General features: G+C 68.3%; 24 protein-coding genes. 17 read left to right on the top strand and 7 right to left on the bottom strand.

All coding sequences use genetic code 11. From position 1 onward, the window contains the following. The first annotated feature begins 84 nt into the window (after positions 1-84). Positions 85-513, top strand: a complete 429-nt coding sequence (locus Q0Q47_RS03930) for a hypothetical protein (protein WP_293854665.1) — start codon at positions 85-87, stop codon at positions 511-513. On the opposite strand, the gene Q0Q47_RS03925 is transcribed toward Q0Q47_RS03930, so the two are convergent. Next, positions 494-2,056: an acetolactate synthase large subunit gene (locus Q0Q47_RS03925; protein WP_293854663.1), complete on the bottom strand. Its 1,563-nt coding sequence runs from the start codon at positions 2,054-2,056 to the stop codon at positions 494-496. The two genes, Q0Q47_RS03930 and Q0Q47_RS03925, sit on opposite strands and share 20 nt — an antisense overlap. Positions 2,057-2,236: 180 nt before the next feature. On the opposite strand from Q0Q47_RS03925, the gene Q0Q47_RS03920 reads away from it, so the two are divergent. The 3 genes from Q0Q47_RS03920 (at position 2,237) to nudC (ending at position 4,493) form a co-directional block, all read left to right on the top strand. Further along, positions 2,237-2,965, top strand: coding sequence for a pyrimidine 5'-nucleotidase (locus Q0Q47_RS03920; RefSeq protein ID WP_293854660.1), 729 nt, complete (start codon positions 2,237-2,239; stop codon positions 2,963-2,965). 131 nt (positions 2,966-3,096) lie between these two features. Beyond that, positions 3,097-3,522 carry an HIT domain-containing protein gene (locus tag Q0Q47_RS03915; RefSeq protein ID WP_293854657.1) on the top strand — a complete coding sequence of 142 codons (426 nt, stop codon included), beginning with the start codon at positions 3,097-3,099 and terminating at the stop codon, positions 3,520-3,522. 11 nt (positions 3,523-3,533) lie between these two features. After that, positions 3,534-4,493, top strand: a complete 960-nt coding sequence (nudC, locus tag Q0Q47_RS03910) for an NAD(+) diphosphatase (RefSeq protein ID WP_293854655.1) — start codon at positions 3,534-3,536, stop codon at positions 4,491-4,493. Positions 4,494-4,669: 176 nt separating this feature from the next. Here the strand turns inward: nudC and Q0Q47_RS03905 are convergent, their stop codons facing one another. After that, positions 4,670-5,533, bottom strand: coding sequence for a prephenate dehydratase (locus tag Q0Q47_RS03905; protein WP_293854652.1), 864 nt, complete (start codon positions 5,531-5,533; stop codon positions 4,670-4,672). A gap of 5 nt (positions 5,534-5,538) precedes the next feature. Beyond that, positions 5,539-6,285, bottom strand: coding sequence for a 3-deoxy-manno-octulosonate cytidylyltransferase (locus Q0Q47_RS03900; RefSeq protein WP_293854649.1), 747 nt, complete (start codon positions 6,283-6,285; stop codon positions 5,539-5,541). A 207-nt stretch (positions 6,286-6,492) separates the two neighbouring features. Between Q0Q47_RS03900 and Q0Q47_RS03895 the strand changes: the two genes are divergently transcribed. From Q0Q47_RS03895 to Q0Q47_RS03835, 13 genes are all read left to right on the top strand, one after another. Continuing rightward, positions 6,493-7,050: a cytochrome c family protein gene (locus Q0Q47_RS03895; protein WP_293854645.1), complete on the top strand. Its 558-nt coding sequence runs from the start codon at positions 6,493-6,495 to the stop codon at positions 7,048-7,050. A 159-nt stretch (positions 7,051-7,209) separates the two neighbouring features. After that, complete coding sequence (locus Q0Q47_RS03890; protein WP_293854642.1) at positions 7,210-9,075, top strand: extracellular solute-binding protein; 1,866 nt, start codon at positions 7,210-7,212, stop codon at positions 9,073-9,075. A 77-nt stretch (positions 9,076-9,152) separates the two neighbouring features. After that, the gene (locus Q0Q47_RS03885; RefSeq protein ID WP_293854793.1) at positions 9,153-10,961 is read left to right on the top strand and encodes an extracellular solute-binding protein; all 1,809 of its coding nucleotides are present in this window, start codon (positions 9,153-9,155) and stop codon (positions 10,959-10,961) included. Next, positions 10,961-12,076: a microcin C ABC transporter permease YejB gene (locus Q0Q47_RS03880; protein WP_293854639.1), complete on the top strand. Its 1,116-nt coding sequence runs from the start codon at positions 10,961-10,963 to the stop codon at positions 12,074-12,076. Before Q0Q47_RS03885 ends, Q0Q47_RS03880 begins: the two co-directional genes overlap by 1 nt. A gap of 57 nt (positions 12,077-12,133) precedes the next feature. Then, entirely contained in the window at positions 12,134-13,243 is a 1,110-nt protein-coding gene (locus Q0Q47_RS03875) for an ABC transporter permease (RefSeq protein WP_293854791.1), read from the top strand. Positions 13,244-13,279: 36 nt separating this feature from the next. Beyond that, entirely contained in the window at positions 13,280-13,507 is a 228-nt protein-coding gene (locus Q0Q47_RS03870) for a hypothetical protein (protein ID WP_293854637.1), read from the top strand. Next, positions 13,504-13,953, top strand: coding sequence for a type II toxin-antitoxin system VapC family toxin (locus Q0Q47_RS03865; RefSeq protein ID WP_293854634.1), 450 nt, complete (start codon positions 13,504-13,506; stop codon positions 13,951-13,953). The genes Q0Q47_RS03870 and Q0Q47_RS03865 overlap by 4 nt, the downstream gene beginning before the upstream one ends. Continuing rightward, positions 13,950-15,578 carry an ABC transporter ATP-binding protein gene (locus Q0Q47_RS03860; protein WP_293854631.1) on the top strand — a complete coding sequence of 543 codons (1,629 nt, stop codon included), beginning with the start codon at positions 13,950-13,952 and terminating at the stop codon, positions 15,576-15,578. The genes Q0Q47_RS03865 and Q0Q47_RS03860 overlap by 4 nt, the downstream gene beginning before the upstream one ends. 98 nt (positions 15,579-15,676) lie before the next feature. After that, positions 15,677-16,516 carry an inositol monophosphatase family protein gene (locus Q0Q47_RS03855; protein ID WP_293854628.1) on the top strand — a complete coding sequence of 280 codons (840 nt, stop codon included), beginning with the start codon at positions 15,677-15,679 and terminating at the stop codon, positions 16,514-16,516. Beyond that, complete coding sequence (locus Q0Q47_RS03850; protein ID WP_293854625.1) at positions 16,513-17,733, top strand: phosphopentomutase; 1,221 nt, start codon at positions 16,513-16,515, stop codon at positions 17,731-17,733. The genes Q0Q47_RS03855 and Q0Q47_RS03850 overlap by 4 nt, the downstream gene beginning before the upstream one ends. Before the next feature lie 87 nt (positions 17,734-17,820). After that, positions 17,821-18,669 (top strand): 2,3,4,5-tetrahydropyridine-2,6-dicarboxylate N-succinyltransferase, encoded by an 849-nt coding sequence (gene dapD / locus Q0Q47_RS03845; protein ID WP_293854623.1) that lies wholly within the window; start codon positions 17,821-17,823, stop codon positions 18,667-18,669. Positions 18,670-18,673: 4 nt separating this feature from the next. Next, positions 18,674-19,198, top strand: coding sequence for a GNAT family N-acetyltransferase (locus Q0Q47_RS03840; protein WP_293854620.1), 525 nt, complete (start codon positions 18,674-18,676; stop codon positions 19,196-19,198). 119 nt (positions 19,199-19,317) lie between these two features. Continuing rightward, a complete protein-coding gene (locus Q0Q47_RS03835) occupies positions 19,318-19,896 on the top strand; it encodes a hypothetical protein (RefSeq protein WP_293854618.1) in 579 nt (192 codons plus the stop codon). A gap of 75 nt (positions 19,897-19,971) precedes the next feature. Here Q0Q47_RS03835 and ggt read toward each other — a convergent pair whose 3' ends face one another. The 4 genes from ggt to Q0Q47_RS03815 all read right to left on the bottom strand — a co-directional run bounded on the left by ggt (position 19,972) and on the right by Q0Q47_RS03815 (position 24,648). Then, positions 19,972-21,735 (bottom strand): gamma-glutamyltransferase, encoded by a 1,764-nt coding sequence (gene ggt, locus Q0Q47_RS03830; RefSeq protein WP_293854615.1) that lies wholly within the window; start codon positions 21,733-21,735, stop codon positions 19,972-19,974. A 107-nt stretch (positions 21,736-21,842) separates the two neighbouring features. After that, positions 21,843-22,445 carry a recombination mediator RecR gene (gene recR, locus Q0Q47_RS03825; RefSeq protein WP_293854613.1) on the bottom strand — a complete coding sequence of 201 codons (603 nt, stop codon included), beginning with the start codon at positions 22,443-22,445 and terminating at the stop codon, positions 21,843-21,845. Between the two features lie 10 nt (positions 22,446-22,455). Next, the gene (locus Q0Q47_RS03820) at positions 22,456-22,776 is read right to left on the bottom strand and encodes a YbaB/EbfC family nucleoid-associated protein (RefSeq protein WP_293854610.1); all 321 of its coding nucleotides are present in this window, start codon (positions 22,774-22,776) and stop codon (positions 22,456-22,458) included. A gap of 24 nt (positions 22,777-22,800) precedes the next feature. Next, entirely contained in the window at positions 22,801-24,648 is a 1,848-nt protein-coding gene (locus Q0Q47_RS03815) for a DNA polymerase III subunit gamma/tau (protein WP_293854607.1), read from the bottom strand. Between the last annotated feature and the right edge of the window lie 49 nt (positions 24,649-24,697).

The raw sequence follows: 24,697 nt of genomic DNA, 5'->3' as shown, positions 1-24,697 counted from the left end.
GCCGCCGCCTCCGCAGGTCGCAGCGTCGCTCCGCACGCGGAGCAGATCAAGGACGCACCGCATGGCACAGCGCAGGATGGGCCGATGACGACCACGCGTTCCGACGCAGGCCGCGCGATCCTGGCCGGCAGCATGGCCAGCGCCCTGGTGATGGTGGCGGGCACGATCCTGGGCACCGCACGGGTCCTGCTCGTCGCTCCGCGCCTCGGCGACACCGCCGCGACGCTCCTGGAACTGCCGGTGATCCTGGCCGCGGGATGGTTCGCCTGCGGCATCGCGGCGCGCCGACACGGCGTCGGTCCCGACACCGCGTCCCGCATCCTCATGGGCGCCGCCGCACTCGCCGTGCTCGTCGCTCTGGAGGCGCTTTTGGCCTTCGTCGTCGCGGGCACCTCGCCCGCGAGCTTTCTGGGCGGCTACCGCGAGACCGCCGCGCGCATCGGCCTTGCCGCGCAGGTGCTCTACGCGACGTTTCCCGTGCTGCAGGCGAAGCTCAGACCACCGCCTCGATGAGGAACGGACCGCGTCCGGCGAGGCCGCGGCGAAGAAGGTCGGCGAGGTCCTCCGCCGTCTCCGCCCGACCACCGTCGACGCCGAGGCCCTTGGCCACGCCGACGAAGTCGATGTCCGGCCGGTCGAGGCTCAGCATGCGGCCCGCCATCTCGCCGACATTGTTGATGCCGACGCCGCGCATCTCGTGCTGCAGGATCCCGTAGGCGCGGTTGGAGACGATGATCGTCACCACGTCGAGCGACTCGCGCGCCTGGGTCCACAGACCCTGGATCGTGTACATGGCGCTGCCGTCGGCCTGCACGGCCACCACCTTGCGGTCCGGGCAGGCGACCGCCGCCCCCACCGCCATGGGCACGCCGAGGCCGATCGCCCCGCCGGTGAGCTGGATGTAGTCGTGCGGCGGCGCGCCCACGGTCCCGGCGTGGATGGCCGCGCTCGCCGTGATCGCCTCGTCGCAGATGATCGCGTTCTCCGGCAACAGCGCCCCGACGACCTGGCCGATGACCTCGGCCGACAGTCGGCCGGAGGGCAGCCCCTGCGGCTTCTGGTCCGGCCCGACCACCGCGCCGCCCGGCCCGGCGCCGAGCGCCGAGGCGAGATCCGCAAGCGCGGCGGCGACGTCGTCCCCGGCGGTGGCCAGGGTCGCGACCTCGGCATCGTCGCGCAGGAGCTTCCCGCTCTTGCCGGGATAGGCGAAGAAGCCGACCGGCACCGTAGCACCCGCCAGCACGAGCAGGTCCGTGTCGCGCATCATCGCCATGCCCATGTCGATGGGATAGGGGATGCGCGGCAGCGTCACGCGGCCCTGGCCGCGCTGCATGCGCGGGTTGGAGCCCGGCGCCAGCACGCGCAGCCCCGCGATGGTCCCGAGCCTGCCGGCGGCCGCCAGCCCGACCTCCCGCAGCCCACCCTGGCTGACGAGCACGTCCACGCGCCCACCGCGCGCGAGCACCTTGCGGGCCGCCATGGCCACCGTTTCGATCGTCTGCGACGCGACCTTCAGCGGCGCGATCCGCGCCTGGCGCCCGCGCGCCGGCGGCTCGGTCACGTCCGTCCACGCCGCATCACCAGGCAGGATCAGCGTGGCCACGCCCGGCAAGGTCACCGCCGCGCGCCAGGCCTCGGCGGTCGCGGCCGCGACGTCGCCCGGTCCTTCGATCCGGCGGACGAAATGGGACATGGGCCGCGCCAGGCTCTCGATGTCGCTCGTCAGCGGCGCGTCGTTGGCGAGGTGCCAGGAGGCATGGTCGCCGACCACGTTGACGACGGGCGTCCTCGCGCGGCGCGCGTTGTGGAGATTGGCGAGGCCGTTGGCCAGGCCCGGCCCAAGGTGCAGCAGCGTGGCGGCGGGCTTGTCGGCCATGCGGGCATAGCCGTCGGCGGCACCGGTCACCACGCCCTCGAACAGTCCGAGCACGCACCGCATCTCGCGCTTGCGGTCGAGTGCCGCGACGAAATGCATCTCGGACGTACCGGGATTGGCGAAGCAGACGTCCACGCCGTGGTCGAGCAGCGTGTCGCAGAGGATATCGGCACCGTTCATGGCATTCTCCGGGAAGCGCGCGATGAAGGGGATCCTTCACGCTGCTGTCAATCGTCCTGGCGGGGCGGCGCGGCCGTGCACGCAGGACAGGCTTGCGTTAAGCTGCCCACCCGACAGTGGTCCAGGCTCGCCGGGCACGCCATCAAAATGCCCCGGGCGCAGAGGACGATCGCCGATCCCATGACACAGCTGTCCCCCCCGTCTTCCGTCGCCCTTGGTCCCGCCTTCGCCCATGTGGGCAACTGGATCTTCGACCTCGACAACACCCTCTATCCCTCGCACTCGCAGCTCTGGCCGCAGGTGGACGCGCGCATCACGCTGTTCCTGCAGGAGATGTTCGGGATCGACGGGCTGTCGGCGCGCGCGCTGCAGAAGTACTATTACCAGCGCTACGGCACGACGCTGAAGGGCCTGATGGACGAGCACGCCATCGACGCGCACGCCTTCCTCGATTTCGCCCACGAGATCGATCTCTCCTTGCTCGATCCCAATCCGCGCCTCGGTAAGGCCATCGAGGCCCTGCCCGGCCGCAAGCTCATCCTGACCAACGGATCGCGCCGCCATGCCGAGAACGTCGCCGGCAAGCTCGGCATCATCGGGCATTTCGAGGAGATCTTCGACATCGTGGCCGCCGACTTCGTGCCCAAGCCCGAGGCCCGCACCTACGATCGCTTCCTCGAGAAGCACGGCGTCGACCCGAAGGCCTCGGCCATGTTCGAAGACCTCGCCAAGAACCTCGTCGTCCCGTCGGCGCTCGGCATGAAGACCGTGCTGGTGCTGCCGCACGACCACGACCCGTTCCGGGAGGCGGACGAGCAGGCGGCGGTGCAGGCGCCCTACATCGACTTCTCCACGACCGACCTGGCCAGTTTCCTCGAGGCGATCATCCAGGCCAGGGCGACAGAGTGACGGCGACAGAGTGACGGCGACCGAATGATGCAGCCCCGGCGGCGGCGGGACACTGCTCCGCCCCGCGGGCGCTCGCCAAGGCGGGCGGCCTCGGCTAGGGTCCCGACCCCGGTGCCCTGCCGAGCCTCGCGATGACCGACCCTGCCGCTGCCTTCTCCCTGCACCCCCAGCTCGCCGCCGACACGATCCCCGTGGGCGACCTGCTGCTGTCCCGGGTGCTGCTGATGAACAACACCCGCTTTCCCTGGATCCTGCTGGTGCCACGCCGGCCAGCCATCCGCGAGACGATCGATCTCGCCGAGCCCGAGCAGGCGATCCTGTGGCGGGAGATCTCGGCCGCATCCGTCGTGATGCGCGATCTGTTCCGGGCCGAGAAGCTCAACGTCTGCGCCATCGGCAACATGGTGCCGCAGTTGCACGTCCACGTGGTCGCGCGCTTCGCAACCGACGAGGCCTGGCCGAAGCCGGTCTTCGGCTTCGCACCGGCCCTGCCCTATGCCGAGACGGCCGGCAGGGAACTCGCCCGGCGGATCGCAGCCGGCCTCGGCGGCTTGTAGGGAGACACGGCATGGTCCGGATCGTTCACGGCGAGCGCTCGACGACGCTCGGCTATTCCATCAACGGCCTGGACCGCCTGGCCGAGCACCGCGACGATGCCGCGCGCATGGCCGGGCTCAGGGCGTCGCCCCTGGCGCGGACCCTGGTGATCGCCGGGGACGTGCCCCTGCTTCACCGCAACGGCGAGGCGCTCGATCCCCTGTTCCGCCTCGACGAGGTGGAAGCCCAGGGCGTGATCCGCGAATCCGCCTTCCTTGGCCTCGACGAGGACGGGCCCGATGGCAGCGTTCCGATCTTCGCCTGCGTGCTCGACGCCCCGGCGGCGGATTCGGACCAGGGCGGCGACATCGTGCGCATCGACCTGCGGACGCTCGCGGTCCAGGGCATGCTGCCACCCGAGCGGCTCGGCTGGCTGGCCCAGGGCAAGAGCCTGCTCTTCTGGCACCAGCGCCACCGCTTCTGCTCCCATTGCGGCCAGCCGACCGCGGCCAAGGCGGAGGGATGGCGCCGCGAGTGCGCCGCCTGCGGTGCCCAGCACTTCCCGCGCACCGACCCGGTGGCGATCATGCTCGCCGTCCGCGGCGACCGCTGCGTGCTCGGCCGCCAGGCCCGGTTCGTGGCCAAGTCCTACTCGTGCCTCGCCGGCTTCATCGAGCCCGGTGAAACGATCGAGGACGCCGTGCGGCGGGAACTCTTCGAGGAAGCGGGAGTGGCCACGGGCAAGGTGCGCTACCTCGCCTCGCAGCCCTGGCCCTTCCCGGCCTCGCTGATGATCGGCTGCATCGCCGAGGCGACCGACGACAAGCTCACGGTCGACAACAACGAGCTGGAGGACGCCCGCTGGTTCTCGCGGGAGGAGGTTCGCCAGATGCTCGACCGCACCCACCCCAACGGCCTGATCTGCCCGCCCCCCATCGCCATCGCCAACGGCATCATGCGCGCCTGGGCCTTCGAGGGCGAGGAACCCTGAGCACGGCAGCGCCTGTTCAGACAGCTCACCTATCGCCGTCGCGACCACCCCTCACCCGTCCTGCCCGGGCTTGGCCCGGGCACCCACGACTTTGCCGGGGCCGTCCTGAAGTCGTGGATGGCCGGGCCAAGCCCGGCCAGGACGCGGAGAGGAAAGAAAAAGAACCGGGAAAATCCCTACTCCGCCGCCGCCTGGCTCTCGGCCCGGTACGGATGCGCCGGGTAGACGCCCAGCATGCGGACCTCCTTGGAGAAGAAGGCGAGCTCCTCGAGCGCCAGCTTCAACCCCCGGTCCTCGGGATGGCCGTCGACGTCCGCCAGGAACTGGGTCGCCGAGAACTCGCCGTCGACCATGTAGCTCTCGAGCTTGGTCATGTTGACGCCGTTCGTGGCGAAGCCGCCCATGGCCTTGTAGAGGGCCGCGGGAACGTTGCGGACGCGGAACAGGAACGTGGTCACGGTGGGCCCGTTGCCGGCCGGGGCCCACTTGGGCGTCTTCGACAGGACCACGAAGCGCGTGGTGTTGTGGGTCTCGTCCTCGACGTCCTGGGCGAGCGTGTCCAGGCCATAGATGTCGGCGGCGAGGCTGGTTGCCAGCGAGGCGCGGCTGGGGTCGTTCCAGTCACGGACTTCGCGGGCCGAGCCCGCCGTGTCGCCGGTGATGATCGGCTTCAGCCCGAGCTTGCGGATGATCTTGCGGCACTGCCCCAGCGCATGCACGTGGCTGTAGACCGACTTGATCGTCGCCAGCGAGGCGCCCTTGATGCACAGCAGCTGGAAGTGGATCGGCAGGAAGTACTCGCCGATGATGTGCAGGCCCGAGGCCGGCAGGAAATGATGGATGTCGGCCACGCGGCCCGCGATCGAGTTCTCGATCGGGATCATTCCGAGCCCGGCCGCCCCTTCGCGGATGGCGGCGAAGGCGTCCTCGAAGGTCGCGCAGGGCAGCGGCTCCCAGTCCGGGTAGACGTCGCGGCACGCGATGTGGGAGTTCGCGCCGGGCTCGCCCTGGTAGGCGATCACCTTCTTGGTCTGGGGCATCGCAGTCAGTGTCCTTTGGTGCGACCGGCCAGGATGGCCCGGGCCCGGTCGAGGTCATGCGGCGTGTCGACGCCCAGGGGGACGTCGTTGACGAGGGCCACGTCGATGCGCATGCCATCCTCCACCGCGCGCAGCTGCTCCAGGCGCTCGCGCCGTTCCAGAACGGAGGGCGGGAGCGACACGAAGCGGGTGAGTGCGCGACGGCGGTAGGCATACAGGCCGATGTGGTGATAGAGCGGCCCGGCACCGAACGGGGCGGTGGCGCGGGTGAAATAAAGGGCGCGGAGCTGGTTCGGCAGCGTCGGGGACCCGACGATCTTGACCACGTTGGGGTCCGTCTTTTCCTCCTCGCGCGTGATCTCGACGCCCAGCGTCGCGATGTCCACGGCGGGGTTGGAAAGGGGAAGGATCGAGGCCTGGATCGCGGCGGGATCGATGGTCGGCAGGTCGCCCTGCACGTTCACCAGCACGTCGTGCCGCCCCTCGGGATCGAAGGTCTCCAGCGCCTCGAAGATCCGGTCCGAACCGGACGGGTGGTCCGAGCGGGTCATCACGGCGATGCCGCCGACGGCCTCGATGGCGCGCACGATCCCCGGCTCGTCGGTCGCCACGACCACGGGGCCGAGGCCGGCCTCGACGGCACGGCGCCAGACGTGGACGATCATGGGCTCGCCGAGGATGTCGGCGAGCGGCTTGCCCGGGAGCCTGGTGGAGGCCATGCGGGCGGGAACGAGAACGACCGGATCGGACATGGACGACGGATCCTCGCGTGCGGATGGGGCAGCGTCACAAAGTATCAAGCGCGAGCGCGCTTATACGAGTTGCCAAAGGCGCGTCAAAGCGGGTAATCATCCGCCGCCCGGCGGTGTCGCCCGCGGGATCGTGCCCCTTTTGGGGTTGCGGACCCGCATTTTGGCCCACGAGACGCGACGCGGCAGGCACGGGGGTCGGAGAGACGCATGTTCGGGATGGATTCCTTCGAGTTCAACAAGATTGCCGGGGCAGTGCTCGGGAGCTGCCTGTTCCTGATGGGGCTCGGCATCGTCGCCGACGTGATCTTCGCTTCTCCGGCCAAGATCGTGGCCGGCTACGCGCTTCCCTCCGCCGAGGAGAAGCCGGCTGCCTCCGCGGCCCCCGCCGCGGCCGCCGAGCCGCTCCCGGTCCTGCTGGCCAAGGCCGACCCGGCGAAGGGCCAGGCCCAGGCCAAGGTCTGCACGTCCTGCCATGCCCTGGAAAAGGGCGGACCGAACAAGATCGGCCCCGGCCTTTGGGGCGTGATTGGCCACAAGGTCGGCAGCCACGAGGGCTTCAACTACTCGGCCGCCTTCAAGGAGCGCTCCGCCAAGGGCGAAACCTGGACGTTCGAGACCCTGAACAAGTTCATCGAGAACCCGAAGGGCTACATTTCGGGAACGGCCATGGGCTTCGCCGGCCTGAAGGAGGCCGACAAGCGGGCCGACCTGCTCGCCTATCTGCGCACGCTGTCGGACAGCCCCGCCGAGCTGCCGAAGCCCTGACGGGCGCACGATCCAGCGAACCGATTGCGAAGGCCGGGCCAAGTCCCGGCCTTTTGTTTTTCACGGCCTCGATCCGGCCGCGTGACAACTGGCGGGCAGGCGAAAAAGCGACATAATCCCCACCACACTGCGCGTCGCGTTGCCCCGGAGGAAGACCGAATGACCATGCGCCGCCTGATCCTCGTCGCCGGCCTCCTGTGCGCCTCGCTCGTCGCGGTGCACCGCCCCGCCGACGCCCAGTCGACCGACGGCTGGCGCAACGGGGTCTCGCTGATGGGGGAACCGAAATACAAGGACGGCTTCAAGCGCTTCGACTACGTCAATCCCGACGCGCCGAAGGGCGGCACCGCCCGCCTGGCCGCCCAGGGCGGCTTCGACAACTTCAACATGGCCGTGGCCGGCGTGAAGGGGCAGCTCCAGGGCGGCGTCGCCCTCGTCTACGAACAGCTGACACAGCAGGCCTTCGACGAGGTCTCCACCGCCTACGGTCTGCTCGCCGAGGCTCTGAAATACCCCGACGACTTCTCCTCGGTGACCTACAGGCTCAGGGCCGAGGCCCGTTGGCAGGACGGCAAGCCGGTGACGCCGGAGGACGTGATTTTCTCCTTCGACGCGTTCAAGGCGAACAGCCCGATGTACGCGTTCTACTACCAGCACGTCACGAAGGCGGAGAAGACCGGGGAGCACGAGGTCACGTTCACCTTCGACCAGCCCGGCAACCGCGAGCTCCCGCAGATCGTGGGCCAGCTGACGATCCTGCCGAAGCACTGGTGGGAGGGCACCACGCCCGACGGCAAGAAGCGCAACATCTCCCAGACCACGCTGGAGCCGCCGATGGGCTCCGGGCCCTACCGGCTGAAGAGCTTCGACGCCCAGCGCAACGCCGTCTACGAGCGGGTGAAGGACTATTGGGGCAAGGAGCTGCCGGTGCGGGTCGGCACCAACAATTTCGACGAGATCCGCTTCGAGTATTTCCGCGACTCCACCGTGCTGCTGGAGGCCTTCAAGGGCGACCAGTACGACTTCCGGGTGGAGAACAGCGCCAAGAATTGGGCCACGGGCTACGACTTCCCCGCCGCGAAGGACGGACGCGTCGTCCGCGAAGAGTTTTCCGAGCGCGCCACCGGCCGCATGCAGGCCTTCGCGTTCAATCTTCGCCGCGCCAAGTTCCAGGACCAGCGGGTCAGGCGCGCCTTCAACCTGGCCTTCGACTTCGAGGAGATGAACAAGCAGATCTTCTTCGGCCAGTACCAGCGCATCACGAGTTTCTTCGACGGCACGGAACTGGCCTCTTCGGCTCTGCCGCAGGGCCGCGAGAAGGACATCCTGGAGGGACTGCGCGGCAAGATCCCCGAGAGCGTCTTCACAACGCCCTACACGAACCCCGTGGGCGGCAACCCGAACGCCGTGCGCGACAACCTGCGCGAGGCCGACCGTCTCCTGAAGGAGGCCGGCTGGGAGATCCGGGGCAACAAGCGCGTCAACGCCAAGACCGGCGAGGCCATGACGGTCGAGTTCCTGGCCTACGACCCGACCTCGGAGCGCTACGTGCTGTTCTACAAGCCGTCGCTCGAACGCCTCGGCATCGGCGTGTCGCTGCGCGTCGTCGATCCCTCGCAGTACGAGAACCGGATGCGGGACTTCGACTTCGACATCACCACCGACCTGTGGGCGCAGTCCCTGTCGCCGGGCAACGAGCAGCGGGACTTCTGGGGATCGAAGGCCGCCGACCGGCCGGGCTCGCGCAACACGCTCGGCATCAAGGACCCGGCCATCGACGCCCTGATCGACCAGATCATCTTCGCCAAGAACCGCGAGGACCTCGTCGCGGCCACGCGCGCCCTCGACCGGGTGCTGCTGGCCCACGACTACGTCGTGCCGCAGTGGACCTACAACTTCACCCGCACGGCCCGCTGGAACCGCTTCGGACGGCCAGATCCCATGCCGAAATACGGCGCGCCCCTCTTCACCGAACTATGGTGGTGGGACGCCGAGAAGGCGAAGAAGACGGGAGCGGGCAAGTGAGCGGCGGACGGCCTGGCCTGCCGGTCGATCGCCGCACGCTGCTGCGCGCGGGCACCTTCATCGGTGCGGCCGCGGCGATGCCCACCATTCTGGCCCGCCATGCCGCCGCCGCCGACCCCGGCTGGTCGCATGGGCTCTCGACCTTCGGCGAGCTGAAATACCCGGCCGACGCCAAGCGGTTCGACTATGTCGACCCGGACGCCCCGAAGGCGGGCGCGGTCCTGCTGCAGATCTCTTCGACGACCGGCAACCAGGCCTTCGACACCTTCAACACGCTGAACATCTACGTCCTGAAAGGCGACGGCGCGGCGGGGATGGGCGCGACGTTCGACTCGCTGATGGCCCGCGCCCTCGACGAGCCGGACGCGCTCTACGGCCTGCTGGCCGAAGCGGTGAAGGCCGGCGCCGACGGCCTGTCGCACACCTGGCGGCTGCGGCCGGAGGCGCGGTTCCACGACGGCAGCCCCGTCACGGCCGACGACGTGGCCTTCTCGCTCATGCTGCTCAAGGAGAAGGGCCACCCCACCTACGCGCAGCTGCTGCGCCAGGTCGCGGGCGCGGAGGCACTCGACCCGCGGACGGTCACGGTGCGCTACGAGAAGGGCCGCTCGCGCGACCTGCCGCTCGCCGTCGCCTCGATGCCGGTGTTCTCGAAAGCCTACTACACGGCCAAGTCCTTCCAGGAGGCGACGCTGGAGCCCCCGCTGGGCTCCGGCCCCTACAAGGTGTCGCGCTTCGAGCAGGGCCGCTTCGTCGAGTTCGCCCGCGTGCCGGACTACTGGGGCCGCGCTCTCCCGGTCGCCGTGGGAACGAACAACTTCGAGCGCGTGCGCTACGAGTATTTCCGCGACCGGCAGGTGGCGCTCGAAGGCTTCAAGGCCGGCGTCATCACGTTCCGGGAGGAGTTCACGTCCCGCGACTGGGCCAATTCCTATGACTTCCCGGCCGTGAAGGATGGCCGGGTGAAGCGCGACACGATCCCGGACCAGACGCCGTCGGGCACCCAGGGATGGTACTTCAACACGCGCAGGGAACAGTTCTCCGACCGCCGGATCCGCGACGCGCTGGGCCTCCTGTTCGACTTCGAGTGGACCAACACGAACATCATGTTCGGCTCCTACGTGCGCACGGCCTCGTTCTTCGAGAACTCGGAGATGAAGGCCGTCGGCGCGCCGTCGCCGGAGGAGCTGAAGCTCCTTGAGCCCTTCCGCGGCAAGGTTCCTGACGAGGTGTTCGGCGAGCCGGTGCCTCCCCCGAAGGCCGATGGCAGCGGGCAGGACCGCGCCATGCTGCGCCGCGCCGACGCGCTGCTGCGCGAGGCGGGATGCAAGCGCGACGGCAACGTGCTGAGACTGCCTTCGGGCAAGCCGTTCGAGATCGAGTTCCTCGACTCCAACGGGGCGCTGCAGCCCCACACCGGCTCGCTGCTGAAGAACCTGAAGCTGGTCGGGATCGAGGCCCGCTACCGCATCGTCGATCCCGCGCAGTACCAGCGGCGCGTCGACTCCTACGACTTCGACATCATCACCCGCCGGACCAGCATGGGGTCCACGCCCGGCGAGGGGCTGAGGGTGATGTTCGGCTCCCAGTCGGCCAAGATCGACGGCTCCTCGAACATCGCGGGCATCCAGGACCCCGCCGTCGACGCGATGATCGAGGCCGCGCTCGCCGCCGACACCCGCACCGAGCTGACCGTGGCCTGCCGGGCGCTGGACCGGGTGCTGCGCGCGGGGCGCTACTGGATCCCCATGTGGTACAAGGCCGAGCACTGGCTGGCCTATTGGGACATGTTCGGTCGCCCGGCGACGAAGCCCCGCTACGACAGGGGCGCGCCGGGCACTTGGTGGTATGACGAGGCGAAGGCCAAGCGAATCGGAAAGGCTTGATGCTCTCCTATATTGCCCGGCGCGTGCTCCTGATGATCCCGACCCTGCTCGGGATCATGCTGATCTCCTTCATTATCGTGCAGTTCGCCCCGGGCGGTCCGGTCGAACGGGTGCTGGCCCAATTGCAGGGCAACGACACCTCCGCCACGTCCCGTATTTCCGGCGGCGGCGGCGATTTCGCCGGCGGGCAACAGGTGCAGCCGGGCGGCGGCGGAGCGGAGACGACCTCCAAATACCGCGGGGCCCAGGGTCTCGACCCCGCCTTCATCAAGCAGCTCGAGGCGCAGTTCGGGTTCGACAAGCCGCCGGCCGAACGCTTCGTGATGATGATGTGGAACTACATCCGCTTCGACTTCGGCAAGAGCTATTTCCGCGACACGTCGATCCTGCAGCTGATCAAGGAAAAGCTCTGGGTTTCGATTCCCCTCGGCCTGTCGATGACGTTCCTGTCCTACATGATCTCGATCCCGCTCGGGATCCGCAAGGCGATCAAGGACGGGTCGAGCTTCGACACCTGGACCTCCGCCATCGTCATCGTCGGCTATGCGATTCCGGGCTTCCTGTTCGCGATCCTGCTGATCGTGCTGTTCGGGCAGGGATCCTCGTTCTTCCCGTTCTTTCCGCTCAGGGGCCTCTATTCCGACAACCTGAGCCAGATGCCCTGGTACATGGTCCCCATCGACCTTCTGTACCACATCACCTTGCCGCTCCTGTCGATGATGCTGGGCGCCTTCGCCACGTCCACGCTGCTGACCAAGAACTCGTTCCTCGACGAGATCCGCAAGCAATATGTCCTCACCGCGCGCATGAAGGGCCTTACGGACCGGCAGGTGCTCTACGGTCACGTCTTTCGCAACGCGATGCTGATCGTGATCGCCGGCTTCCCGGGGGCCTTCATCCACGCGTTCTTCACGGGCTCGCTGCTCATCGAGACCGTCTTCTCGCTCGACGGCCTTGGGCTGCTCTCCTACGAGTCGATCGTCAACCGCGACTACGCCGTCGTGTTCGCCACACTCTACATCTTCTCGCTGCTCGGTCTCGTGGTGAACCTGGTCTCGGACCTCGCCTATACCTGGGTCGATCCGCGGATCGACTTCGAGACGCGGGAGGTCTGAGTGACGACCGTGCTCGAACGTTCCGCCGCCCCCGTCGCGCCCCGGCTCGCGCCGCCGCTGCCGCGCAAGGGCCTGTTCCGGCTCTCGCCGATCAACGAGCGCCGCCTCGCCAATTTTCGGGCCAACCGGCGCGGCCACTGGTCTTTCTGGATCTTCCTCGTCCTCTTCGTCCTGTGCCTGTGCGCGGAGTTCATCGCCAACGATCGCCCGATCGTCGTCCGCTACAAGGGAGAGACGCTCTTTCCCGTGTTCGTGAATTATCCCGAGGAGAAGTTCGGCGGCTTTCTCGCCCAGACCGACTACCGCGACCCGGTGATCGAGAAGGAGATCGCGGAGAATGGCTGGGCGATCTGGCCACCGATCCGCTTCGGCTCCAACACCATCAACCTGGACCTGCCGACGGCCGCCCCGTCTCCCCCGACATGGATGCTCAAGGACGAGGTCTGCAAGCCCATCGCGGAGCGCAAGGGCGTGACCGGCTGCCGCGGCCTGGAATGGAATTGGCTCGGGACCGACGACGGCGGCCGCGACGTGCTCGCCCGCATCATCTACGGCTTCCGCATCTCGGTGCTGTTCGGCCTGCTGCTGGCCGGCGTCTCCTCCGTGATCGGCATCCTGGCGGGCGCGGTGCAGGGCTATTTCGGCGGCAAGATCGACCTCTATTTCCAGCGCGTCATCGAGATCTGGTCGGCGATACCGTCGCTCTATCTCCTGATGATCCTGTCGAATTTCTTCCCGCCCTCGTTCTTCACCCTGCTCGGCATCCTGCTCCTGTTCTCGTGGGTGGCGCTGGTGCACGTGGTCCGGGCCGAGTTCCTGCGGGCCAGGAACTTCGACTATGTCAGGGCCGCGCGCGCGCTGGGTCTCACCGACAGCAAGATCATGGTCAAGCACGTGCTTCCCAACGCCATGGTCGCCACCATGACCTTCCTGCCGTTCATCCTGAACGGCTCGATCACGACCCTCACCTCGCTCGACTTCCTGGGCTTTGGGCTGCCGCCGGGCTCGCCGTCCCTGGGCGAGTTGCTCCTTCAGGGCAAGAGCAACGTCTCGGCTCCGTGGCTGGGTCTCACCGGCTTCACGGTCATCGCCGTGATGCTGTCGCTGCTCATCTTCATCGGCGAGGCCGTGCGCGACGCGTTCGACCCCCGCAAGACGTTCGCGTGAGAACGGGGTATTGTCCGTCCGCGGAGGATCGAAGCCATGAACAAGATTGTCCTTGAAGGCTACCCCGTCGATCGTCTGCCTGAAGACATTCAGCGACAGATCGTCGACGCCAACAGCGTACGGTTGATCGTTGAGACCAGCGTGGATCCCACACACCGGCTTCAAGCAAATTTGGAAGATATATTTGCAGCTCGTCAGCCACCTTACCTGAGCGCCGACGAAATCATGGAAGAAATTCACAAAGGCCGATATGAAAATTCATGATCACGAAGCCCTATTTTGATTCAAATGTTTTCATTGAATTGATGGAAGGCGCCGAATTTCTTTCCTTTCCGCTTCGGTCACTGATGGTCCGCTTGCGGCGGCGGGGAATACCGGTCGTCTCGAGCGAGTTGGTGCTGGCGGAGGTTCTGGTTCCAGCACGCGCGCGCGGCGGGCCGAGCCTGCACAGGAGCTACCTCGACCTCCTTGTCTTCAGCGGAGCGGTGGAGTTGCACCCTATTTCCCGTACACTCCTCTATTCTGTGGCGAACTATCGCGCGATAACGGGAGCCAAGGTGCCTGACGCCATTCACGTCGTGACAGCCGTCCAGTGTGGTTGTCCGGTCATTCTGACACGGGACGATCGCATGAAGCTGCCCGATGGCTTGACGCGCATTCGGTCTGACGATCCCGACATCGCGACGATTCTGGACGCCTATCTGCAATGACCTCCCCTCTCCTCTCCGTCCAGGATCTTTCGGTCGCCTTCCGCCAGGGCGGCAGGGAGACGCTCGCGGTCGATCATGTCTCCTTCGACGTCGCGCCGGGCGAGACCTTGGCGCTCGTCGGGGAATCGGGATCGGGCAAGTCGGTCAGCGCGCTGTCCGTGCTGAAACTGCTCAACTATCCGCCGGCATCTCACCCGTCGGGGCGTGTCCTGTTCAAGGGCCAGGACCTGCTGCAGGCCTCCGAGGACGATCTGCGCAAGGTCCGCGGGAACGCCATCACCATGGTGTTCCAGGAGCCGATGACGTCGCTGAACCCGCTGCATCCGATCGAGAAGCAGATCGGCGAGATCCTCGACCTGCACAAGGGACTGTCCGGCGAAGCGGCGCGCAAGCGCACCCTCGAACTCCTCACCCAGGTCGGCATCCGCGACCCCGAAGGTCGGCTCGGCGCCTATCCGCACGAGCTTTCGGGCGGCCAGCGCCAGCGCGTGATGATCGCCATGGCGCTCGCCAACGAGCCGGACCTGCTCATCGCGGACGAACCGACCACGGCCCTCGACGTCACCGTGCAGGCGCAGATCCTGAAGCTGCTCGCCGAACTCAAGACCCGGCGCGGCATGGCCATGCTGTTCATCACCCACGACCTCGGCATCGTGCGCAAGATCGCCGACCGGGTCTGCGTGATGACACAGGGCAAGATCGTCGAGCAGGGACCCGTCGAGGAGGTGTTCCAGCGGCCGCAGCATGCCTATACGCGCAAGCTGCTCGCCGCCGAGCCGAAAGGCCATCCCGAGCCGCCACGCGACGATGCCCCCGTCATCGTCAGCACGGAGGACCTCAAGGTCTGGTTCCCGATCCGCAAGGGCTTCCTCAAGAAGGTCGTCGGGCACGTGAAGGCCGTCGACGGGATCTCGCTCGCCATCCGCGAGGGAGAAACGGTCGGCGTGGTGGGTGAATCCGGCTCCGGCAAGACGACGCTGGGGCTCGCGATGCTGCGCCTGATCGGGTCGCAGGGTCCCATCGTCTATCTCGGCCGCCGGCTCGACGGTCTCGGCTCGGGCGAGATGCGCCCCTTGCGCCGGGACCTCCAGATCGTCTTCCAGGATCCGTACGGCTCGCTGTCGCCGCGCATGTCGATCGCCGACATCGTGGGCGAGGGTCTGACCGTCCAGGGCCGCGATCTCGGCGAGGAGGACCGGCGCGAGGTCGTGGCGCAGGCGCTGATCGACGTCGGTCTCGATCCGTCGGCCATGGACCGCTACCCGCACGAGTTCTCGGGCGGCCAGCGCCAGCGGATCGCCATTGCCCGCGCCATGGCGCTAAAGCCGAAATTCGTCGTGCTGGACGAGCCGACATCGGCCCTGGACATGTCCGTGCAGGCGCAGATCGTGGATCTCCTGCGCGACCTGCAGCGCAAGCACGACCTCGCCTACATGTTCATCAGCCACGATCTGCGGGTCGTCCGTGCCCTGTCCAACCACGTCGTCGTCATGCAGAATGGACGCGTGGTCGAGCAGGGCCCCGCCACGGAGGTTTTCGCCGCGCCGAAGACCGACTACACAAGGGCCCTGTTCGCCGCAGCCTTCCGGCTGGAGACGGCCGAAACCGGCATCGTCAGGGACTAGCGGTCCCTGGAGCAGGCTGCGAAACAGACGTGGACCATGCTCCGTTTCCAAGGAATGCGAAGCACGGTCCGAGGCCCCAGAAACGAGAGAGGCACGCCGTGGTCCTGACTGAACGCGACATCCGCAATGTGTCCGACATCCTGGCGGAGGCCGCGCGCAGCGAGATCCTGCCCCGGTTCCGACAGCTCGGCGAAGGCGACATCCGGACCAAGAGCTCGGCGATCGACCTCGTCACGGACGCCGACGTTCAGGCCGAGAAGGTCATCGAGGCCGGTTTGAAGCGCCTGTTCCCCTCCGCGGCCGTCGTCGGCGAGGAGGGCGTCGCTGCCGATCCCGGCAAGCTCGACCTGCTGAAGACCGCCGATCTCGCCTTCCTGGTCGACCCCGTCGACGGGACGGCCAACTTTGCCGCTGGCCTTCCCCTCTTTGCCGTCATGGCGGCGGCCATCGTGAAGGGCGAGGTCGCGGCGACGGTCATCCTCGATCCGCTCGGCGCCATGTGTTCCTATGCCCTGCGCGGCGAAGGCGCCTGGTGGGAGGGCGCCGACGGCAAGCGCAACGACATGCGCGTCGCCGCGCCGCTGGCGGCCAAGGACATGGTGGGCACCACCTCCTGGCATTGGTCGCCGGAGCCGCAGCGCTCGCTGCTCGCCACCAATCTGAGCCGCGTCAGGATGGCGCTGTGCTACCGCTGCGCCGCCCATGAATACCGGCTGGTCGCCTCCGGCCACACGCATTACGCGCTGTTCAGCAAGCTCATGCCCTGGGACCATGCGCCGGGCTGGCTCCTGCACCGGGAGGCCGGCGGCTACTCGGCCCGCTACGACGGCAGCCCATGGCTCCCGACGCATCTCGACGGCGGCCTGATCCTGGCACCGGACGAGGCGAGCTGGCAGGACCTGCGCCACGCCCTGCTCTCCGAGCACGCTCCGGCATGACACGCGCCTTTCTCATCGTCATGGATTCCGTCGGCTGCGGCGGAGCGGCCGATGCCGCCGCCTACGGGGACGCCGGCGCCGACACGCTGGGTCACATCGCCGCCGCCTGCGCCCGCGGCGAGGGCGACAGGGCCGGCCTGCGGCAGGGCCGGCTGGCCCTGCCGGCCATGACCGCGCTCGGCCTGGTCCAGGCCATGCAGGGCTCGACCGGCCGTCCACCCGCAGGGCTCGAGCCCGCCGCCCGTCCCACGGGGCAATGGGGCCATGCCGTCGAGATCTCGAAGGGCAAGGACACCATTTCCGGGCATTGGGAGATTTCCGGCGCTCCGGCCCCCTTCGCCTTCGGCTATTTCCCCGACACCCGCCCCGCCTTTCCCCCGGACCTGACGGCGGCCATCGTCGCGGAGGGCGGCGTTCCCGGCATCCTGGGCGATTGCCATGCCTCGGGCACCGCCATCCTCGACGAATTGGGCGCCGAGCACGTGCGCACGGGCAAGCCCATCTGCTACACCTCGGTCGACAGCGTTCTGCAGATCGCCGCGCACGAGGAGAGTTTCGGCCTGGAGCGGCTCTACGCGCTCTGCAAGGTCGTGCGCCGGCTGGTCGATCCGCTGGGGATCGGCCGCGTGATCGCCCGGCCGTTCCTGGGCGATGCCACCACCGGGTTCGTGCGAACCGGCAACCGCAAGGACTTCGCGATCCCGCCGCCCGCCGACACGATCCTCGACCGGGCCGGGGCCGCCGGCCGCGACGTGGTGACGGTCGGCAAGATCGGCGACATCTTCTTCCATCGCGCCACCGGCCGCGAGGTGAAGCAGCCGGGCAACATGGCCCTGTTCGACCGCATGCTCGAGGAAGTCCCGCGGCTCGCCGATGGCGGTCTGCTCTTCGCCAATTTCGTGGACTTCGACACCGACTTCGGCCACCGCCGCGACGTGCCGGGATACGCGGCCGCGCTGGAGGCCTTCGATTCCCGCCTGCCGGAGTTCCAGGCGCTGCTGCAGCCCGGCGACTTGGCCATTCTCACGGCCGATCACGGCAACGATCCGACCTGGGGCGGGACGGACCACACGCGCGAGCATGTGCCGCTCCTGGCCTTCGGCCCGCAGGTCGTCGCGAGGGACCTGGGACGCCGCGACACCTATGCCGACATCGGCGAGACGGTGGCTGAGCACTTGGGTCTGCCGGGGCGATCGCCGGGGCGGAGCTGGCTTTGAGCGGCGGCCTTCGCCCGGCGCCTTCCACGACTTGAGAAAATGCTCTAATCAGCGCGGCAACGTCCAACCTCGCTGCACGGGAACGCCATGTCGCACGCCTCGCTCGCCGCCACCATCGAAGCCGCCTGGGAAGCACGGGCCGACATCGGCGCGTCCACGAAGGGCGAGGTCCGCGAGGCCGTCGAGGAGGCGCTGCGCCTGCTCGATGCCGGCAAGGCGCGCGTCGCCGAGAAGGGTGACGCGGGCTGGACCGTCAACCAGTGGCTGAAGAAGGCCGTGCTGCTGTCGTTCCGCCTCAACGACAACGTGCTGATCGGCAACGGCCCGGGCAATGCGTCCTGGTGGGACAAGGTGCCCTCCAAGTTCGACGGGTGGGGCGAGGCCGAATTCCGCGGGGCCGGCTTCCGCGCCGTTCCGAACTGCACCGTCCGCCGAGGCGCCTACGTGGCCCCTGGCGTGGTGCTGATGCCCTCCTTCGTCAACATCGGCGCCTATGTGGACAGCGGCACCATGGTCGACACCTGGGCGACGGTGGGCTCCTGCGCGCAGATCGGCAAGAACGTGCACCTGTCCGGGGGCGTCGGCATCGGCGGCGTGCTCGAGCCGCTGCAGGCCGGCCCGACCATCATCGAGGACAACTGCTTCGTCGGCGCCCGTTCGGAAGTCGTCGAGGGCGTCGTGGTCGGCGAGGGCTCGGTGATTTCCATGGGCGTGTTCATCGGCGCCTCCACGAAGGTCGTCGACCGCGCCACCGGCGAGGTCCATATCGGCAAGGTCCCGCCCTATTCCGTCGTGGTCTCCGGCAGCCTGCCCGGCAAGCCCCTGCCGAACGGCAACGGCGAGCCCGGGCCGTCGCTCTATTGCGCGGTCATCGTCAAGAAGGTCGACGCGCAGACCCGCTCGAAGACCAGCATCAACGAACTGCTGCGGGACTGATCCGTTGGAGGCGATCGTCCGGCGGCTCGAACCGGCGGACGTCACCGCCTACCGGACCGTTCGCCTGGCGGGCCTCGCGGATTCGCCCTTCGCGTTCGGAAGCTCCTGGGACGAGGAGTCCGTCCAGCCGGACGCCTTCTTCCTGGCGCGGATCGAAGAGCCGGTTCCCGCCGCGGTGTTCGGCGCCTTCGTTGGTGGAACCATGGCGGGCACCGCCCGCTTCACGGTCGAGAGCGGGATCCGCCGGCGCCATGTCGGCTGGATGACCGGGGTCGCGGTCCTGCCTGCCTACCGGCGGCAGGGCCTGGCGTCGGCGCTCGTGAGCCATGTCGTCCGCCATGCGCGCCCCCACTGCAAGGTGCTGCGAGCCGCGGTCGCCGTCGCCAACCCGGGCGCCCATGCGATCTATGTCCGGGCCGGGTTCGTGCCCTATGGCATGGAGCCCCGCGCCCTGTTCTCGGACGGAACCTACTACGACGAGGTCCTGCTGACCCGGGACATGGACCTTCCCCCCGATGGGGCGGGTTGAGGGCGGCTTCTTTCCGAGGTCCGCTGGCCGCAATCACATTTGGTTGAGCCGGTAGGGCACCCCTCGACTAAAGTCTAACGCATGGCATTGTAGTGCAGTGCAACATGCGAGGCACTGCCATGCTGACAGCGGATGAGATCGGCCGCGCCATTTCCGGGTCCCTCAAGCTCCTGAACCGCGATGCCGAGGGCTACGAAGGCTTCGAAGTCTCGGTCCCGGCCTTCTGGCGATCCTTCGCGGCCGTCGTTCTCACCGCACCCGCTTTCGTGACCGCGCTGGCCTTCGACCGCATGCAGCTCGGATTGCCCGCCGAGGCCGGACTGTTCGCCGACGGGTGGGTCGTGGCACGCGAGGCGCTGGTGGCGGGGCTCGCATGGATGGTCTTCCCGCTCGCGATGATCTGGGTCGTCCGCCGCCTGGGGCTCGGATCCCGCTATGTCGGTTACATCATCGCCTACAATTGGTCGGCCGTGATCAGCACGGCGATCTTCGCGTTGCCGACCGCTCTGTATGTGCTGGGGCTCGCGACCTACGGCCTGTCGATCCTCTACGCCGTCGCCTTCGGCGTCATCGTGGCCCAGTACCGCTGGTTCCTGGCCAAGACCTCGCTGGGCATTTCGGGCGGCCTCGCCGCCCTGATCGTCATGGCCGACTTCGGCATCAACGGGCTGATCGGCGCGGCCGTCGGGATCGCGTGACGACCGGAAGGGTCACACGCTCCGAGCAGGCCGCGAAGCGGCCGTGCCGACGCACGCCCGGTTTGGTCGTTCGCCTCAATACCCGGAAGCAGCGCCGGCCGGCTTGCGGTTGTCGTTCGCGCCGTAGAGCGCGCCCGGATCCATCTTCCCGCCCACCATCGAGTCGCTCGTCGAGGCCTGCTGGCCGGCGCTGACCAGCGGGATCGGCTTCTCGGGCGCGAGCAGGATCACCTCGGCCGCGCCCCAGGGCGCCTGCTGGGTGAGGGAGTAGCCCATGTCGGTCAGCGCCTTCCTGGTGTCGGCCGAAATGGCGAAGGGCTCCACATAGACGGTGTCCGGCAGCCACTGGTGGTGGAAGCGGGGAGCGTCGACGGCCTCCTGGGCATTCATGCCGTGATCGATCACGTTCATCGCCGTCTCGAGCGTGATGGTGATGATGCGCGACCCGCCGGGGCTGCCGAGCACCATGAAGGTCTTGCCGTCGCGGCTGATGATGGTGGGGCTCATCGAGCTCAGCGGCCGCTTGCCCGGGGCAATGGCGTTCGTCTTGCCCTGCACCAGGCCGAACAGGTTGGCCACGCCAGGCTTCGTCGTGAAGTCGTCCATCTCGTCGTTGAGGAAGAAGCCCGTGTCGCCGGCGATGACCTTCGCGCCGAAGAGCGCATTGATCGTGTAGGTGACGGAGACTGCGTTTCCGGCACTGTCGGTGACGGAATAGTGCGTGGTCTGCGTGCCCTCGTGCGGTTCGACGCCCGGCTGGACTTCCTTGGACGTCGAGGCTTTGCCGGGGGTGATCTTGGCCCGGATCGCCGCCGCGTAGTCCTTGGACAGCAGCTTGTCGAGCGGGTTCTTCACGAACTCGGGGTCGCCGAGCTGGAAGTTGCGGTCCACATAGGCGTGCCGCATAGCCTCGGTCATGACATTGATCGTGGCCGCCGAATTGAAGCCCATCTGGCCGATCGGGTACCCCTCGACGATGTTCAGAATCTGGCAGATCGTCGTGCCGCCCGAGCTCGGCGGCGGAGACGACGTCACCGTGAAGCCGCGATAGGTGCAGCGCACGGGCTCGGTCTCGGTGACGTGGTAGGTCTCGAAGTCCTTCTTCGTCAGGATCCCGCCATTGGCCGCGCTCGCGGCCGCGACCTTGTCGGCGATGGCGCCCTTGTAGAAGGCGTCGGGGCCTCCCGCCGAGATCGCCTTCAGCGTCGCCGCGAGGTCCTTCTGCACGAGCCGCTCGCCCGGCTTGAAGGGCTTGCCGTTGTTGAGGAAGATCGAAGCCACGTTGGGCTGGGTGGCGAACGACTTCACCGACGTGTCGAGGATGTCCACGTCGCCGGCCACCAGCACGAAGCCCTCTTCGGCGAGCTTGATCGCCGGCTCCATCACCGACGCGCGCGACATGGTGCCATAGCGCGTCAGCATGGTCTCGAGGCCGAGCACGGAGCCGGGCACGCCGACCGAGAGATAGCCTTCCAGGCTCGCCTTCGGGATGATCTCGCCCTTGGCGTCGAGATACATCGTCTCCGTGGCGGCGAGGGGTGCCTTCTCGCGGAAGTTGATGAAGGTGTCCTTGCCGTTGGCGAGATGGATCGTCGCGAAGCCGCCCCCGCCGATGTTGCCGCAGCACGGATGGGTCACGGCGAGCGCGTAGCCCACCGCCACCGCCGCGTCGATCGCGTTGCCGCCCTTCTTCAGGATCTCCGCGCCCACCGCCGAGGCCAGGTGCTGGGAGGTCACCACCATGCCCTTCTCGCCTCGGGTCGGGGCCGGCGAGACGGCGAGCGCCTGGCTGGCGGACAAGGCCAGCGTGCTGGCGAGGAAGGCGGGCAGCAGTCTCATGGGGATCCTCCGATTTGCCGCCATCCTAGGAAGCCGGACGGGGCAGCACAATCGGCCCCGGATCACGGTGTCTCGACGGGGGACCGCAAGGAGCCTGGACGCGCCCCTCAGAGCGCGGTGCGCTGCCGCAGGGCCGCCGCGAGCGTGCCCTCGTCCAGGTACTCGAGTTCGCCGCCGACCGGCACGCCGTGCGCCAGGCGCGTCACGGAGACACCGTGCGGCGTCAGGAGGTCGGTCACGTAATGGGCCGTCGTCTGGCCGTCGACCGTGGCGTTCAGCGCGAGGATCACTTCCTTCACGCCGCCCCCGGCCACGCGCGCGACGAGCCGATCGAGGTTGAGGTCCTTCGGGCCGACGCCGTCGAGGGCGGACAGGGTGCCGCCGAGCACGTGGTAGCGCGCCTTGATCACCTGGGCACGCTCCAGCGCCCAGAGGTCCGACACGTCCTCGACGACCACGAGGATCGTCTCCTCGCGGCGCGGATCGGCGCAGACCGCGCAAGGGTCCGCTGTGTCCACGTTGCCGCAGGTTCCGCACACGACGATGCGTTCGGCCGCCACGCGCATCGCCTCGCCCAGCGGCGCGAGAAGCTGCTCGCGCTTCTTGATGAGATGCAGCGCGGCACGGCGGGCCGAGCGGGGTCCGAGCCCCGGCAGCTTGGCCAGGAGCTGGATCAGGCGCTCGATCTCGGGACCGGTGACGGAGGCCATGGCGGAAGGATCAGAACAGCTTCATCCCGGGCGGGATCGGCAGCCCGGCCGTCAGCGCCGACATCTTCTCCTGCATGGTGCGCTCGCCGCGCGTGCGGGCGTCGTTGAGGGCGGCCACGAGCAGGTCCTCGAGGATTTCCTTGTCCTCGGGCTTCATCAGGCTCTCGTCGATCGCGACGCTCTTCACGGCGCCCTTGGCGGTCGCGACGACCTTCACCATGCCGCCGCCAGCGGCACCCTCGACCTCGGTGCGTTCCATCTCGTCCTGCAGGGCAGTCATCTTGGACTGCATCTCCTGCACCTTCTTCATCATGCCCATGATGTCTTTCACGGCGTCACTCCCAGGCCATGGATGTCAGCGGTCGTCGAAACCCTCGAGGTCGAGACCTTCGAAGTCGTAGCCGTCGTCGTCGATCGGCGGTTCGGCTGGAACGTCCGAGCCGGTCTCCGGCGCGTCGCCGGCCGTCTCCTCGGCAATGTCGCGCACGGCGACGATTTCGGCGCCGGGAAAGCGCGCCAGCACGGCCCGCACCAGGGGATCGGCGCGGATGCCGGTGAGCCGCTCGGCCGCCTCGGCGTCCTGCTTTTCCCGCAGCGTCTGCTGCCCGGGATCCGACGACAGCGCGACGATCCAGCGCCGCCCGGTCCACTCCTGCAAGCGCTTGGACAGCTCGGAGGCCAGCGTCGGCGACGCACCCGGTTCCGCGGCGAATTCCAGTCTCCCGTCCTCGAAGCGCACGAGACGAACGTCCCGCTCCAGCGCGATGCGGATCGCGATGTCCCGCTTCTCGCCGGCGAGGGCCACGAGATCCTCGAACCTGGCGAGCCGGATCCCGGGTGCCGCGTCCTGGGCCGGCCGCGGGGCGGGCGCCGGTTCGGCGCGCGAGGCCACCGAAAGCGTGGCGCCGCCGCCACTCACGGCACGGGCGCCTCCGCCGCCTCCGCCACCCGAGGGAGCCGGCGAACCGCCCGCCACCGCGCCTCCGGACGCCAGCGCCTTCAGCGCCTCGTCCGGCGTCGGGAGGTCGGCCGCAAAGGTCAGCCTGATCAGGACCATCTCGGCCGCCGCGATGGGCCGCGGCGAGGCCTGCACCTCGCCGATGCCACGGCTCAGCATCTGCCAGGCGCGCGACAGGATGCGCATGGGCAGGACCGTGAACTCCCGCCCGCGCGTCCGCTCCACCTCGGTGACGGCCGAGTCGCGGTTGCCGTCGGGCACGACCTTGAGGCGGGTGACGAGGTGCACGAACTCGGCGAGGTCGGTGAGGACGACGACGGGGTCGGCTCCCGAATCGTACTGATCGCGCAGTTCCCGCAGCGCCGTCGCGGCGTCGCCCTTCATCACGGCTTCGAACAGGTCGATCACGCGCGCCCGGTCGGCGAGCCCGAGCATCGACCGCACGGTATCGACGTCGATCCGGCCCGCGCCATGGGCGATCGCCTGGTCGAGCAGCGAGAGCGAGTCGCGCGCGGACCCCTCCGCCGCGCGGGCGATGAGCGCGAGCGCCTCCGCCTCGATCGACACGCCCTCCTTCTCGCAGATGCGGCCGAGGTGGCCGATGAGCGTGGAAGCCTCGATCCGGCGCAGGTCGAAGCGTTGGCAGCGCGACAGGATCGTCACCGGGACCTTGCGGATCTCGGTGGTGGCGAAAACGAACTTGGCGTGGGGCGGCGGCTCCTCGAGCGTCTTCAGGAAGGCGTTGAACGCCTTCTCCGAGAGCATGTGGACCTCGTCGATGATGTAGACCTTGTAGCGGGCCGAGGCCGGCGCGTAGCGCACGCCGTCGGTGATCTGCTTCACGTCGTCGATGCCGGTGTGGGACGCCGCGTCCATCTCCAGCACGTCGACATGGCGCGATTCCATGATGGCGCGGCAATGCACGCCCTCGACCGGCATGTCGACGGTGGGTCCGCCCGAGCCGTCAGGCATCAGGTAGTTGAGGCCCCGGGCCAGGATGCGGGCCGTCGTCGTCTTGCCCACTCCGCGGACCCCGGTGAGGATCCAGGCCTGCGGGATACGGCCCGACTGGAACGCGTTGCGCAGCGTGCGCACCATCGCGTCCTGGCCGATCAGGTCCTCGAAGGTCTGCGGACGGTACTTGCGCGCCAGCACCCGGTAGCCGCCGGCGGGCTGGGCCGCGGGAAGGCCCGGGAACAGGGCCTGCGCACCGTCATCGCTGTGGGGAAGGCTGTCGTCGCTCATCGGGCCCTGCTTGCAGGCCCGGATCCGGGCCGGGGTCCGGCCGAAGCCG

Source organism: uncultured Alsobacter sp., from assembly GCF_945952055.1.
GTDB lineage: Bacteria > Pseudomonadota > Alphaproteobacteria > Rhizobiales > Beijerinckiaceae > Alsobacter.
The sequence above is the reverse complement of the archived record's forward strand: the minus strand, read 5'-3'. Positions and strand labels throughout refer to the sequence as shown.